Source organism: Pseudomonas sp. B424, from assembly GCF_055408345.1.
Genome location: NZ_JBUZTL010000019.1, coordinates 66,979 through 80,519 on the forward strand (window position 1 = coordinate 66,979; position 13,541 = coordinate 80,519).

Below are 13,541 nucleotides of genomic sequence, written 5' to 3' on the forward strand. Positions count from 1 at the left end.
GGTACACATCATAGAGGTGCGCCTTGCAAATGGGTAGTTCGCAACAGACCCTGGTGGCCGACCAAAGCCGACTGTTCTATGACGGATCGGCCTGTATACTTGCGCTCTATTTGAGGAGCGTTCCATGGTCGAAAATGTTGAACTCAATCGTCTCTACTGGCACAGCCGTCGCGGCATGCTTGAACTTGACGTATTGCTGGTGCCTTTCGTCAAGGAAGTGTACGCCACCCTGAATGACGTAGATCGCGAATGCTATCGCAAGCTGCTGGAGTGCGAAGATCAGGACATGTTCGGCTGGTTCATGGAGCGCGCCGAATCCGAGGACCCGGAGCTGCAGCGCATGGTTCGCATGATCCTGGATCGTGTCCAGCCCAAGTAACAGCTTCGAGTGCCGCTGGCATGCCTCAGGGCAGTTGCTGGCGGCATATCTTGCAGCCCAGATACTGGCGCTGATCTCAATCTGCCTTCTTTCAATTCCAGTCTGGGTGAGTGTGCTCGGCGTTTTTCTGTGCCTGGGGCACGGGTTTTGGGTGCTGCCGCGTCACGTTCTATTGACCCACTCGAGTGCTGTTACCCGATTGCGGTGCGATGCCGATGGCTGGCAGTTGTGGAGTCGTGAAAAGGGCTGGCAGGCGGTGCAGCTGCGGCGTGACAGCCTGGCGTTGCCACGGGCGGTGATTGTGCGTTTTAGCTGGCGTGGTGAGCGCAGGGTGCGGGCAGTGTGCATCCCCGGCGACGCGCTGGCGCCGGATCAGCACCGGCGTTTGCGTGTGCGATTGAAGTTCAGTCGGCGCAGGTGGCTGGCACCAGGATAGTGTCCAGGGCTTCGGGCAGCATATCCGGATAGTCCAGCGTGAAGTGCAGGCCCCGTGACTCCTTTCTCGCCATGGCGCTGCGAATCATCAGTTCGGCAACTTGTGCCAGGTTGCGCAGCTCGATCAGGTCGCGGCTGACTTTATAGTTGCTGTAGAACTCATCAATCTCGTCCAGCAGCAGGCGCACGCGATGTTGTGCGCGTTGCAGGCGCTTGTTGGTGCGCACGATGCCCACGTAGTCCCACATGAATCGCCGTAATTCGTCCCAGTTGTGGGCGATGATCACGTCTTCATCCGAGTCGGTAACCTGGCTGGCGTCCCAGCTCGGCAGGGCCAAGGGTGCGGCAATTTCGGGCAGTTGGGCGAGGATGTCAGCCGCTGCCGACTTGGCGTACACAAAGCATTCCAGCAGAGAGTTGCTGGCCATGCGGTTGGCGCCGTGCAGGCCGGTGAAGCTGGTTTCGCCAATGGCGTACAGGCCGGGCACATCGGTACGGCCGTGTTCGTCGACCATCACCCCGCCGCAGGTATAGTGCGCCGCCGGCACCACCGGGATCGCCTGCCGGGTGATGTCGATGCCAAACCCCAGGCAGCGTTCATAGACAGTCGGGAAGTGGCTTTTGATGAACGTATCGGGCTTATGGCTGATATCCAGATACACGCAATCAATGCCAAGGCGCTTCATTTCATGGTCGATGGCGCGTGCAACGATGTCCCGCGGGGCCAGCTCGCCACGCGGGTCAAACCGATGCATGAAGCGCTCGCCGTTGGGCAGTTTGAGGTGTGCCCCTTCGCCCCGCAGTGCTTCGGTGATCAGAAAACTCTTGGCTTGCGGGTGATACAGGCAGGTGGGGTGGAACTGGTTGAACTCCAGGTTGGCCACCCGGCAGCCGGAGCGCCAGGCCATGGCAATGCCATCACCGCAGGCGCCATCCGGGTTGCTGGTGTACAGATACACCTTGGCAGCACCGCCCGAAGCCAGAATGGTGAAGCGCGAACCGTAGGTGTCGACCTCGCCGGTGGCGCGGTTCAGCACATAGGCGCCCAGGCAGCGATCACCTTCCAGGCCCAGGCGGCGCTCGGTAATCAGATCAACGGCAACCCGTTGCTCAAGCAATTCGATGTTTGTGCGTTTGCGTGCCTGTTCGAGCAATGTCGTGAAAATGGCCGCGCCGGTGGCATCAGCGGCATGGATGATGCGCCGATGGCTGTGGCCGCCTTCACGGGTCAGGTGAAATTCAAAGCCTGGCTGCTCGGGGTCGGCGCAATCGTCGCGGGTGAAGGGTACGCCCTGGTCGATCAGCCACTGGATGGCTTCGCGGCTATGCTCGACGGTAAACCGCACCGCGTCCTCATGGCACAGGCCGCCGCCTGCATTGAGGGTGTCTTCTACGTGGGACTGCACCGTGTCGGTGTCATCCAGCACGGCAGCTACGCCACCCTGTGCCCAGAAAGTCGAGCCATTGGCCAGATCGCCTTTGCTGAGGACCGCTATACGCATGTGGCCGGGTAGTGTGAGCGCCAGGCTCAAACCGGCAGCGCCGCTGCCAATCACCAGCACATCATGTTGAAAATGTTGGCTCATTCTTCTGACATCCGCAAAAAAGCGCCCACTAGTATATAGAGGGGGGGATCGGCACAATGGCCGGGCCTTTATGGCATTGTGAAATTACAGCGGGCATGAAGTGTGCCTCAGACTCGATGGGTCTGCATGTCGATTTGCACAATTAATCTGCAAGGGGCGTCAGGGCTCGGGAGAGACTCGAACCTTGATCGGCTTTCGTGGTACCGCTGGGGATGCTTCGAACGAAACATTTGAACTTTTCGTACGGCTCAGCGTTCCATAGAGGGTTGCCCATGAAGCAGGGGAACGGCGTCCAGTTTGATGCGGGGTTGGTTTTTCGACTCGACAGCAGAATTTGGCGACAAGATTATTGACGCAGCCGGCCAGGCCCGAGCTGCGTTTTCGTGCGTGCCAAATCCGAGCGCGCAGGAAACTTGCCAAGGGGGAGAGAACTTTTGCGCAAAGCCCGAGTCTATGTTTGCAAGCCTGATCAATTAGCAAAGCAATCTTCCTCTCGGTCTTATGAGGAGTATTCATGCTAGCCCAGGAAGAGGATCAGCAGCTGGTCGAGCGCGTACAGCGTGGCGATAAGCGCGCATTCGATCTGCTCGTGTTGAAGTATCAGCACAAAATTCTCGGGTTGATCGTGCGTTTTGTGCACGACACCCATGAAGCACAGGACGTTGCTCAAGAAGCCTTTATCAAGGCTTACAGGGCACTAGGTAATTTTCGCGGCGACAGCGCCTTTTATACATGGCTGTACCGCATCGCCATCAATACGGCGAAAAACTATCTGGTATCTCGGGGTCGACGTCCGCCTGATAGTGATGTGAGTTCAGAAGACGCTGAGTTTTACGATGGTGATCACGGTCTGAAAGATCTTGAGTCGCCTGAGCGTGCGCTGCTTCGCGACGAGATCGAGAGCACCGTACATCGCACCATTCAGCTGCTGCCAGAAGATTTGCGAACGGCGTTAACTTTACGTGAATTTGATGGTCTGAGTTATGAGGATATTGCGAGCGTCATGCAATGTCCGGTGGGTACCGTGCGTTCCCGGATTTTCCGGGCTCGGGAAGCCATTGATAAAGCCCTGCAGCCGTTGTTGCAGGAAAACTGAGACAGCGGCGACAGCCAAAGAGAGGAACCGCCATGAGTCGTGAAGCCCTGCAGGAATCGCTGTCCGCAGTGATGGATAACGAAGCGGACGAACTGGAACTACGTCGGGTATTGAGTGCCTTCGACGACACACAAACGCGTGATACCTGGTCCCGTTACCAAGTGGCACGTGCAGTGATGCACAAGGACCTGCTGATTCCGCGCCTGGACATTGCATCCGCAGTTTCGGCCGCGTTGGCCGAAGAGCAAACCCCTGCCAAGGTCGTGCGTGGCCCGTGGCGCAGCATTGGCCGCCTGGCGGTTGCTGCGTCGGTCACTGTTGCTGTTCTGGCGGGTGTAAGGCTGTACAACCAGGATGACATCGTGGGTGCCCAGCTTGCGCAGCAAGATAGCCAGCAGAGCCTGAGTGCTCCGATGGTCAAAGGCCCTGCGGTACTGGCCAACTACAGCGAAAGCTCCGATCCGGCCACCGGCCCGATGGCTAACGGCGTTCTGCAAGGTCAGCCCGGCTGGCAAGATCAGCGTCTGCCAGGTTATCTGCGCCAGCACGCACAGCAAGCGGCGTTGAAAGGTGCTCAAAGCCCTCTGCCGTATGCCCGTGCAGCCAGCCTGGAAAACCGTTAAGGACCATCATGCGCGTCCTACCCCTGTTACCTCTTGTACTCAGTGGCTGGTTTGTTGCCCCTGCACACGCCGATGAAGCCCGTAACTGGCTTGACCGTCTTGGGCAGGCCGAGCAACAGCAAAGCTATCAGGGCACTTTCGTTTACGAACGCAACGGTAGTTTCTCTACCCACAGCGTCTGGCACCTTGTGCAGGACGGGAAAGTTCGTGAACGCTTGCTGCAGCTTGATGGCGCGGCGCAAGAGGTCATTCGTTCCGATGGGCGCGTTGAGTGTGTCACTGGCAAGTTGATTTCGGGCGATGCAGATGTCACCGCCATGGCGGCTAGGCAGCTCGACCCCCAGAAGCTCAATGACTGGTATGCGGTCACAAAAACAGGCGACTCAAGGGTTGCAGGCCGACCGGTAGCAGTGATCTCGCTTGCACCGCGTGACCAGCACCGCTACGGGTTTGAACTGTATCTGGACCGTGAAACCGGTTTGCCCCTCAAGTCATTGCTGCTCAATGACAAAGGCCAGTTGCTTGAGCGTTTTCAGTTTATAAGCATTGAAACGACGCCTCCTGATGACGGCGAGCTCAAGCCAGCAGGTCAATGCCGGCCCATAGCTACGGCTGATGCGGCGTCATCTGAGGTCAAGACAGCCCATGTCTGGCATTCCGACTGGTTGCCACCGGGTTTTGAGCAGATCAGCAGCACCGTGCGCATTGATCCCAAGACCAGGTCTGAAGTCACCAGTCTGTTGTTCGACGATGGTTTGACGCGTTTCTCGGTCTTTCTTGAACCCTTGAAGGGCTCGGCAGCGCCTGATGCCCGTGTACAGCTGGGGCCTACCGTAGCCGTCTCGCGGCACCTGACCACCCCGCAGGGTGACATGATGGCCACAGTGGTGGGGGAGATCCCCATGGGCACCGCAGAACGGATTGCGCTTTCAATGCGTGTCGGTAAAGCCGACGCCGAGGCCATGCCCTAGGGATGCGGCGACATGGCGGGTAACAATTTCCGATTTGCCAATTTTTTATCTTTTTATAAAGGTCAAAGCCCTCAAGGGCTTTGGCCTTGTTTGTTTTTCGGTACCTGAAAAACGGTCTATGCTTTGGGCTTGGTTTTTGGTGCCTGTCGCTTAACTCTGCTGTTATTAACGGGAGCTGTATGTCGATGCCTCGATTGAAATCTTATTTACCCATTTTTGCAGCGGTGCTGATGCTTGGGCAGGCAGTACCTGTCATGGCGCAAGCGCAGTTGCCTGACTTCACGCAATTGGTCGAAGAAGCCTCGCCAGCCGTAGTGAATATCAGCACCACGCAAAAGTTGCCGGAACGCCGCGTCTCAAGCATGGGGCAAATGCCCGACCTGGAAGGGTTGCCGCCGGGTCTGCGCGACTTCTTTGAACGCAGCATGCCACCCAGTGGCAAAGGTGGTCGCCAGCGTGAGGCCCAGTCCCTCGGCTCGGGCTTCATCATTTCGCCCGATGGTTACATCCTGACCAATAACCACGTGGTCGCAGATGCAGATGAAATCATCGTGCGCCTGTCCGATCGCAGCGAAATGAAAGCCAAACTGGTGGGCACGGACCCACGTTCCGACGTTGCATTGCTGAAAATCGAAGGCAAAAACCTGCCTGTGCTGAAACTGGGCAAGTCCCAGGACCTCAAGGCCGGCCAATGGGTGGTTGCTATCGGTTCCCCATTTGGCTTTGACCACACCGTGACCCAGGGCATTATCAGCGCCATCGGTCGCAGCCTGCCAAATGAAAGCTACGTGCCGTTTATCCAGACTGACGTGCCGATCAACCCGGGTAACTCGGGTGGCCCGCTGTTCAACCTGACCGGCGAAGTGGTTGGCATCAACTCGCAAATCTATACCCGCTCGGGCGGGTTTATGGGCGTGTCCTTCGCGATCCCTATCGATGTGGCGATGGACGTTGCCAATCAGCTTAAAGCTGGCGGCAAAGTCAGCCGTGGATGGTTGGGTGTCGTGATTCAGGAGGTCAACAAGGACCTGGCCGAATCGTTCGGTCTGGACAAACCGGCCGGTGCGCTGGTGGCCCAGGTGCTCGATGATGGTCCTGCTGCCAAAGGCGGCCTGCAAGTCGGCGACGTGATCCTGAGCATGAATGGTCAGCCGATCGTCATGTCGGCAGATTTGCCGCATCTGGTGGGCGCACTCAAGGCCGGCAGCAAAGCGTCGCTTGAAGTGATTCGCAACGGCAAGCGCCAAAACCTGGAACTGACCGTAGGCGCTATCCCTGATGAAGGGAAAGAAATGTCTTCACCTACCGGCGCCGAGCAAAGCAGCAATCGTCTGGGCGTGTCCGTGGCGGACTTGAGCGAAGAGCAGAAGAAAGCCAACGACATCAAGGGTGGCGTGATCATCACCGACGTTCAGGACGGCCCGGCTGCCCTGATCGGCCTGCAACCTGGCGACGTGATTACTCACCTGAACAACCAGGCAATTACCAACGGCAAACAGTTCACTGAAATTGCCAAGGCATTGCCGAAGAACCGTTCGGTGTCCATGCGGGTTCTGCGTCAGGGGCGTGCCAGCTTCATTACCTTCAAGCTGGCGGAGTAAGCCGTAAATATCTGTAGCTGCTGGTTGCGTAGCAACCCCTGTTTGAAGATCCTTCGGATCTTGTCGCAGCCTGCGGCAGCGGCTACAGGTTGATTCGCAGCGCAGTAGCAAAAAGCCCGTATCGAGAGATACGGGCTTTTTTTATTTCTTGGGTTTAGGGATGCGCACTAACTGGCTGTTGGAATATATGTCATGCCAGGTACGGTTTTGCTTGTCGAAGATCGACCAGACAAACCCCAGTCCGAGGCACAGCCATGAGCCGATGGAGACGATAAAGCGCAGCAGGGCTTGCCACAGGCTGATGGCCGTACCGTCAGCGTTCTGCACGCGTATGCCCCACACCTGCATGCCCAGGGTTTGCCCGGAGTGGGTCCAGAACTTGGCAAAGAAGCCGAACAGCACAAAAAACAGGATGGTTGAAAGCAGCGGGTCGCCATCGAGGGCGCCTGCTTCAGACAGTGCCCTCATTTTGGCTTCGCCGATAAAGCTCATCATGATCAGCTTGTAGATGAAAGTGGTGACGATCAGCAGGGCAGTACACAGCAGAAAGTCATAAAACATGGCTGCCAGGCGGCGCCCCAGGCCAACGGCGGGAAAATCGCCTTGAGGGCTAAGTGGTTGTTTCGACATGGCAGGGTCTCGTGAAGGAAAAACGCCATCTTACGGAATTACGGCCATAAAAAAGCCTCTGATGTCACCATCAGAGGCTTTTCTGTACGAGATTAAGCTTCTGCTTGAACTTCGTCAGCCTGCAGGCCTTTTTGGCCCTGTACTGAGATGAAGGTCACTTTCTGGCCTTCCTTCAAGCTTTTGAAGCCGTTGCCCTGAATGGCACGGAAGTGCACAAACAGGTCCGGACCGCTTTCCGGGGTGATGAAACCAAACCCCTTCTCGTCGTTAAACCACTTTACGGTACCGCTCTGACGTTGGGACATTTCTTAATTCCTTGACGCTAACAATTAATGACAGCCTCTTTCACATGAAAGAGTACTGGTGCTGGGTTGCAGGAAAGTAAGAGACGCAGAACGGGTGTAGCGAACTTAGAGCTACTGCCCAGGTCACGATTCCAGCGACCCATGCAAACACAGTGGGCAAACTCTACGAAACTGGAATTAAAAAAACAAGCCCTCCGAATAAACCCGCAAAGACGGGTTATTAACATAGATAGCGAAGTTATAAGTGCCGGTTAATCATAGGGATATTCAATTGTTTTCGTGTTTTAAACAGTGCTTTCACTATCGAAACTTGAAGCGCTATTACAGCAGTTGCATGCCCTGTAAGTATGAGGGACATGCAACTGTGTCAGGGGAGGACTTAACCTCTGTAATAACGCTGTGGGACAAACGGCATCTTCGAAACTTTCATGGGTACACGCTTGCCACGCACGATGGCCCAGACTTCAGAGTCCACCGGTGTGAATGCAATATCCAGATAACCCATTGCCAGCGGTGCGCCCAGGGTCGGGCCAAAGCCACCGCTGCACACGGCGCCAATCACGGTGCCGTCGGCGTCGACAATCTCGGCGCCTTCGCGCACCGGGGTGCGTTCCTGTGGCAGCAGCCCCACGCGTTTGCGGGCCACACCCTTTTGCTGTTGCGCAAAGAGGGTTTCGGCGCCCGGGAAGCCACCGGCACGCGGGCCGTCTGCGCGACGGGCCTTGGAGATGGCCCAGAGCAGGCTGGCTTCAATCGGCGTGGTGGTGTCGTTCATGTCATGGCCGTACAGGCACAGGCCGGCTTCAAGGCGCAGCGAGTCGCGAGCGCCCAGGCCGATGGCCTGCACTTCGGGCTCCGCCAGCAGGCGGCGTGCCAGTTCTTCGGCGCGATCGGCCGGTACCGAGATTTCAAAGCCGTCTTCGCCGGTGTAGCCCGAGCGGCTGACGTAGCAGTCCGCGCCCAGCAGGGTCACCGGGGCAAATTGCATGAAGGTCATTTTTGCGACGTCTGGCGCCAGGCGCTGCAGCACGTTAACGGCCGCCGGGCCTTGCAGGGCGAGCAGGGCGCGTTCTTCGAACAGTGGCTGGACCTGGCAGTGCCCGCCCAGGTGTTTGCGCAGATGCGCCAGGTCCTGGTCCTTGCAGCCGGCGTTAACCACCAGGAACAGTTCGTCATTGCCCAGATTGGCGACCATCAGGTCATCGAGGATGCCGCCTTGTTCGTTGGTGAACATTGCGTAGCGCTGCATGCCGACAGGCAGGTCGATGATGTCGACCGGCACCAGGGCTTCCAGTGCCTTGGCCGCATCAGCGCCGATCAGGCGGATCTGGCCCATGTGCGATACATCGAACAACCCGGCCTGCTCGCGGGTGTGCTGATGCTCTTTCATTACCCCCAGCGGGTACTGCACGGGCATGTCATACCCGGCGAATGGCACCATGCGGGCACCGAGCTCAATGTGCAGCGCGTGCAGCGGGGTTTTAAGCAGTTGTTCGGTGGACATTGGTGACTCCTTAAAAATCAGCACTCGATAATGTTTACAGCCAGACCGCCGCGAGCGGTCTCCTTGTATTTGCTTTTCATGTCGGCGCCGGTCTGGCGCATGGTGCGGATCACCTTGTCGAGCGAGACAAAGTGCTGGCCGTCGCCGCGCAGGGCCATGCGCACGGCGTTGATGGCCTTGACTGAGCCCATCGCGTTGCGTTCGATGCACGGCACCTGTACCAGGCCGCCAATCGGGTCGCAGGTCAGGCCGAGGTTGTGCTCCATGCCGATTTCGGCCGCGTTCTCGACTTGCTGAACGCTGCCGCCCAGCACTTCACACAACGCACCCGCCGCCATGGAGCAGGCCACGCCGACTTCTCCCTGGCAGCCGACTTCGGCGCCCGAGATCGAGGCGTTTTCTTTGTACAGGATGCCGATGGCCGCAGCGGTCAGCAGGAACCGCACCACGCCGTCTTCGTTGGCCCCGCCGATAAAGCGCATGTAGTAATGCAACACGGCGGGAATGATCCCGGCCGCGCCGTTGGTAGGTGCCGTGACCACGCGCCCGCCGTTGGCGTTCTCTTCGTTGACGGCCAACGCGTACAGGTTGACCCAGTCGAGTACCGACAGCGCATCGCGCAATGCAGCCTCCGGGTTGGCACAGAGCTGACGATGCAATGCGGCCGCGCGACGTTTGACCTTCAGCCCGCCGGGCAAAATGCCTTCGTTGCGACAGCCCGCGCTCACACAATCCTGCATCACCTGCCAGATATTCAGCAAACCGCTGCGGGTTTCGGCTTCGGGGCGCCAGGCATTTTCGTTGGCCATCATCACTTCACTGATCGACAGGTGATGGGTGGCGCAATGGCGCAACAGGTCTTTGGCGGTTTTGAAGGGGTACTTCAGTTCGGTGCTGTCTTCGACGATGCGGTCTGCTCCCGCTGCGCCTTCATCCACCACAAAGCCGCCACCGACCGAGTAATACTCGCGGCTGCGGATTTGAATCCCGGCGCTATCCAGGGCACGGAAAATCATGCCGTTGGGGTGATAGGGCAGGGGTTTGCGAATCATCGCCAGATGGGCTTTTTCGTTGAAATCGATGGGGTGTTCGCCCAGCAGGTTCAAGCGCCCGCTGCTGCGAATGGTGGCCAGGCGTTCGGCCACGGTTTCGGTGTTGACGGTATCCGGGTGCTCGCCTTCAAGCCCCAGCAGCACGGCTTTGTCGCTGCCGTGCCCTTTGCCGGTGGCACCGAGGGAGCCATAGAGTTCGACTTTTACACTGGTTGTGTCTTGCAGCAGCTCGTCGCGGCGCAGACCTTCGACAAAACGCGCAGCAGCACGCATGGGGCCGACGGTATGGGAGCTGGAAGGGCCGATGCCAATCTTGAACAGGTCGAACACGCTTAACGACATAGGGTTCTCCGGTTTCTTATTGTGTAGTGCAACTTCGATCCCTGTGGGGGCTGGCTTGCCTGCGATAGCATCACTGCGGTCTGGCTGCAAAATCGCATTGCCTGTATCGCGAGCGAGCCCGCTCCCACATCAGATCTCCATGACCCGAGTGCTTACGCTTCCTGATAGCTTTCGATCGACGGGCAAGCGCAAATCAGATTGCGGTCGCCAAACACGTTGTCGACCCGGCCTACCGGTGGCCAGTATTTGCCTTCGATCAAGGACGCAACCGGGTACACCGCCTGTTCACGGCTGTAAGGGTGGGTCCACTCACCGATCATTTCAGCGGCCGTGTGCGGGGCGTTTTTCAGCGGGTTGTCTTCCTTGTCCAGACCGCCGCTTTCAACTTCGCGGATCTCTTCGCGGATGCAGATCATGGCCTGACAGAAGCGGTCCAGTTCTTCCTTGGATTCACTTTCGGTCGGCTCGATCATCAGCGTGCCTGCCACCGGGAACGACATGGTCGGGGCGTGGAAGCCGAAGTCGATCAGGCGCTTGGCCACGTCATCGACGCTGATGCCGCTGCTTTCCTTGAGCGGGCGCAGGTCGAGGATGCATTCGTGCGCCACCAGGCCATTGCTGCCCGAGTACAGCACCGGGTAGTGCTCCTCGAGGCGACGGGCGATGTAGTTGGCGTTCAGGATCGCCAGCTGCGAAGCACGCTTGAGGCCTTCGCCGCCCATCATGCGGATGTACATCCAGGTGATAGGCAAAATGCTCGCGCTGCCGAACGGCGCCGCGCACACCGCGCCTTCCTTGCGTTCCATGGCCGCGTGACCCGGCAGGAACGGCGTGAGGTGCGATTTGACGCCAATCGGGCCAACGCCCGGGCCACCGCCACCGTGGGGGATGCAGAAGGTTTTGTGCAGGTTGAGGTGGGACACGTCGCCGCCGAACTTGCCCGGCGCACACAGGCCTACCATCGCGTTCATGTTGGCGCCGTCGATGTACACCTGGCCGCCGTTGTCATGAATGATGCCGCAGATTTCGCGGATGCCTTCTTCGAACACGCCGTGGGTCGAAGGGTAGGTGATCATCAGGGCTGCGAGGTGGTCGCTGTGCTCGATGGCTTTGGCGCGCAGGTCTTCGATGTCGACGTTGCCCCGTGCATCGCATGCCGTCACCACCACGCGCATACCGGCCATGTTGGCGGTGGCGGGGTTGGTGCCGTGGGCCGAGGACGGGATCAGGCAGATGTCACGGCGCTCGTCGCCACGGCTGTGGTGATAGGCGCGAATCGCCAGCAAGCCCGCGTACTCGCCCTGGGAACCGGCGTTCGGTTGCAGCGAGATGGCGTCGTAACCGGTCGCCGCGCACAGCATGGCTTCCAGCTCGGTGGTCAGTTGCTGGTAGCCCAGGCTTTGCTCGGCAGGGGCGAACGGGTGCAGGTTGCCGAACTCGGCCCAGGTCACCGGGATCATTTCGCTGGCAGCGTTGAGTTTCATGGTGCACGAGCCCAGCGGGATCATGGTGCGGTCCAGTGCCAGGTCCTTGTCCGCCAAACGACGCAGGTAACGCATCAGTTCGGTTTCAGAGTGGTAACGGTTGAACACCGGGTGGCTGAGGATCGGCGACTGTCGCAGCAGAGCGGCTGGCAGGGTGCCGGTCACGGTGCTGGCCAGCGCTTCGAAGTCGGGCAGGGCCTGACCGTCAGCAGCGAGCAGAGCCCACAGGGCGATGACGTCGGACTGGCTGCTGGTTTCATCCAGCGACAGACCCAGGCGCTGCTCGTCGATCACGCGCAGGTTGATCTGAGTGGCATGGGCCTTGGCGTGCAGGGCTGCGGTCTGGCTGCCGGTGTTCAGGGTCAGGGTGTCGAAGAACTGGCTTTGCTCGACCGTCAGCCCCAGCGCGCTCAGGCCCTGGGCCAGAATCGCGGTCAGCTGATGAATGCGCTGAGCAATCTGCGTCAGGCCTTTGGGGCCGTGGTACACCGCGTACATGCTGGCGATGTTGGCCAGCAGGACCTGGGCCGTGCAGATGTTGCTCGTGGCCTTCTCGCGGCGGATATGTTGCTCGCGGGTTTGCATGGCCAGGCGCAGCGCAGGTTTGCCGTGACGGTCAACCGAGACACCGACCAGGCGCCCCGGCATGTCGCGCTTGAACGCGTCGCGGGTGGCGAAGTAGGCCGCGTGCGGGCCGCCAAAGCCCAGTGGCACGCCAAAACGCTGGGCGCTGCCGATGGCAACGTCTGCGCCGAATTCGCCCGGAGGCGTCAGCAGGGTCAGGGCCAGCAGGTCGGCGGCAACCGCTACCAGTGCGTTGGCGCTGTGGAAACGCTCAACCAGCTCGCGGTAATCGAATACGTCACCGTTACTCGCCGGGTATTGCAGCAGGGCGCCGAAGAAGGGCGACATGTCTGTCAGCTCGCGTTCGTCTGCGACCACAACCTTGATGCCCAGCGGCTCGGCACGGGTGCGCAGCACGTCGAGGGTTTGCGGGTGGCAGTGGCTGGAAGCAAAGAAGCTGTGGCTGGATTTGTTTTTGCTCAGGCGTTTGCAGAAGGTCATCGCTTCGGCTGCGGCGGTGGCTTCATCGAGCAGCGATGCGTTGGAAATCGGCAGACCGGTGAGATCGCTGATCAGGGTCTGGAAGTTGAGCAGGGACTCCAGGCGGCCTTGGGAAATTTCAGGCTGGTAAGGGGTGTAGGCGGTGTACCAGGCCGGGTTTTCCAGCAGGTTGCGCAAGATCGGCGAAGGGGTATGGCAGTTGTAGTAGCCCTGGCCGATATAGGTTTTGCACAGCTGGTTTTTGGCTGCGATGGCCTTGATCGAAGCCAGTGCGTCGGCTTCGCTTTGACCGTCCGGCAAGTCGAGCACGCTAGTGCCCTTGATGCTTTGCGGGATCACGCTGGCGCTGAGGCCTTCGAGGGAATCAAAACCGAGGGTGGCGAGCATCGCCTGCTCGTCGGCCTGGCGCGGGCCGATGTGGCGCGCGATGAACTCATTGGCAGTGCTGAGATTGATGGTCATGGCGGG

Annotated in this window: 12 protein-coding genes; 6 read left to right on the top strand and 6 right to left on the bottom strand. The window is 59.1% G+C overall.

Annotation, left to right across the window (positions count from 1 at the left end; all coding sequences use genetic code 11):
• The first annotated feature begins 124 nt into the window (after positions 1-124).
• Together ACZRMS_RS19505 and ACZRMS_RS19510 are read left to right on the top strand one after the other, a co-directional pair.
• A complete protein-coding gene (locus tag ACZRMS_RS19505) occupies positions 125-379 on the top strand; it encodes an FAD assembly factor SdhE (protein WP_463996634.1) in 255 nt (84 codons plus the stop codon).
• Complete coding sequence (locus ACZRMS_RS19510; RefSeq protein ID WP_463996635.1) at positions 363-815, top strand: protein YgfX; 453 nt, start codon at positions 363-365, stop codon at positions 813-815. The genes ACZRMS_RS19505 and ACZRMS_RS19510 overlap by 17 nt, the downstream gene beginning before the upstream one ends.
• Here ACZRMS_RS19510 and nadB read toward each other — a convergent pair.
• Positions 784-2,400 (bottom strand): L-aspartate oxidase, encoded by a 1,617-nt coding sequence (gene nadB / locus ACZRMS_RS19515; RefSeq protein WP_463996636.1) that lies wholly within the window; start codon positions 2,398-2,400, stop codon positions 784-786. The two genes, ACZRMS_RS19510 and nadB, sit on opposite strands and share 32 nt — an antisense overlap.
• Positions 2,401-2,914: 514 nt before the next feature.
• Between nadB and rpoE the strand changes: the two genes are divergently transcribed.
• From rpoE to ACZRMS_RS19535, 4 genes are all read left to right on the top strand, one after another.
• Positions 2,915-3,496: an RNA polymerase sigma factor RpoE gene (gene rpoE / locus ACZRMS_RS19520; protein ID WP_048359852.1), complete on the top strand. Its 582-nt coding sequence runs from the start codon at positions 2,915-2,917 to the stop codon at positions 3,494-3,496.
• A gap of 32 nt (positions 3,497-3,528) precedes the next feature.
• Positions 3,529-4,119 (top strand): sigma-E factor negative regulatory protein, encoded by a 591-nt coding sequence (locus ACZRMS_RS19525; RefSeq protein ID WP_463996637.1) that lies wholly within the window; start codon positions 3,529-3,531, stop codon positions 4,117-4,119.
• 8 nt (positions 4,120-4,127) lie between these two features.
• A complete protein-coding gene (locus tag ACZRMS_RS19530; RefSeq protein ID WP_463996638.1) occupies positions 4,128-5,090 on the top strand; it encodes a MucB/RseB C-terminal domain-containing protein in 963 nt (320 codons plus the stop codon).
• Between the two features lie 179 nt (positions 5,091-5,269).
• Complete coding sequence (locus ACZRMS_RS19535) at positions 5,270-6,691, top strand: DegQ family serine endoprotease (protein WP_463996639.1); 1,422 nt, start codon at positions 5,270-5,272, stop codon at positions 6,689-6,691.
• A 141-nt stretch (positions 6,692-6,832) separates the two neighbouring features.
• Here the strand turns inward: ACZRMS_RS19535 and ACZRMS_RS19540 are convergent, their stop codons facing one another.
• From ACZRMS_RS19540 to gcvP, 5 genes are all read right to left on the bottom strand, one after another.
• Positions 6,833-7,321, bottom strand: coding sequence for an RDD family protein (locus ACZRMS_RS19540; protein ID WP_463996640.1), 489 nt, complete (start codon positions 7,319-7,321; stop codon positions 6,833-6,835).
• 92 nt (positions 7,322-7,413) lie between these two features.
• Complete coding sequence (locus tag ACZRMS_RS19545) at positions 7,414-7,626, bottom strand: cold-shock protein (RefSeq protein WP_016782052.1); 213 nt, start codon at positions 7,624-7,626, stop codon at positions 7,414-7,416.
• 379 nt (positions 7,627-8,005) lie between these two features.
• Positions 8,006-9,130 carry a glycine cleavage system aminomethyltransferase GcvT gene (gcvT, locus tag ACZRMS_RS19550; RefSeq protein ID WP_463996641.1) on the bottom strand — a complete coding sequence of 375 codons (1,125 nt, stop codon included), beginning with the start codon at positions 9,128-9,130 and terminating at the stop codon, positions 8,006-8,008.
• 17 nt (positions 9,131-9,147) lie between these two features.
• Positions 9,148-10,524 (bottom strand): L-serine ammonia-lyase, encoded by a 1,377-nt coding sequence (locus ACZRMS_RS19555; protein WP_463996642.1) that lies wholly within the window; start codon positions 10,522-10,524, stop codon positions 9,148-9,150.
• Positions 10,525-10,676: 152 nt separating this feature from the next.
• Entirely contained in the window at positions 10,677-13,535 is a 2,859-nt protein-coding gene (gene gcvP, locus ACZRMS_RS19560) for an aminomethyl-transferring glycine dehydrogenase (RefSeq protein WP_463996643.1), read from the bottom strand.
• Positions 13,536-13,541 lie beyond the last annotated feature (6 nt).

What these genes read in the sequence shown, in the direction of transcription:
- ACZRMS_RS19505 (WP_463996634.1), top strand. Translation starts at nt 125, where the DNA reads ATGGTCGAAAATGTTGAACTCAATCGTCTCTACTGGCACAGCCGTCGC.
- nadB (WP_463996636.1), bottom strand. Translation starts at nt 2,400, where the DNA reads ATGAGCCAACATTTTCAACATGATGTGCTGGTGATTGGCAGCGGCGCT.
- rpoE (WP_048359852.1), top strand. Translation starts at nt 2,915, where the DNA reads ATGCTAGCCCAGGAAGAGGATCAGCAGCTGGTCGAGCGCGTACAGCGT.
- ACZRMS_RS19525 (WP_463996637.1), top strand. Translation starts at nt 3,529, where the DNA reads ATGAGTCGTGAAGCCCTGCAGGAATCGCTGTCCGCAGTGATGGATAAC.
- ACZRMS_RS19530 (WP_463996638.1), top strand. Translation starts at nt 4,128, where the DNA reads ATGCGCGTCCTACCCCTGTTACCTCTTGTACTCAGTGGCTGGTTTGTT.
- ACZRMS_RS19535 (WP_463996639.1), top strand. Translation starts at nt 5,270, where the DNA reads ATGTCGATGCCTCGATTGAAATCTTATTTACCCATTTTTGCAGCGGTG.
- ACZRMS_RS19540 (WP_463996640.1), bottom strand. Translation starts at nt 7,321, where the DNA reads ATGTCGAAACAACCACTTAGCCCTCAAGGCGATTTTCCCGCCGTTGGC.
- ACZRMS_RS19545 (WP_016782052.1), bottom strand. Translation starts at nt 7,626, where the DNA reads ATGTCCCAACGTCAGAGCGGTACCGTAAAGTGGTTTAACGACGAGAAG.
- gcvT (WP_463996641.1), bottom strand. Translation starts at nt 9,130, where the DNA reads ATGTCCACCGAACAACTGCTTAAAACCCCGCTGCACGCGCTGCACATT.
- ACZRMS_RS19555 (WP_463996642.1), bottom strand. Translation starts at nt 10,524, where the DNA reads ATGTCGTTAAGCGTGTTCGACCTGTTCAAGATTGGCATCGGCCCTTCC.
- gcvP (WP_463996643.1), bottom strand. Translation starts at nt 13,535, where the DNA reads ATGACCATCAATCTCAGCACTGCCAATGAGTTCATCGCGCGCCACATC.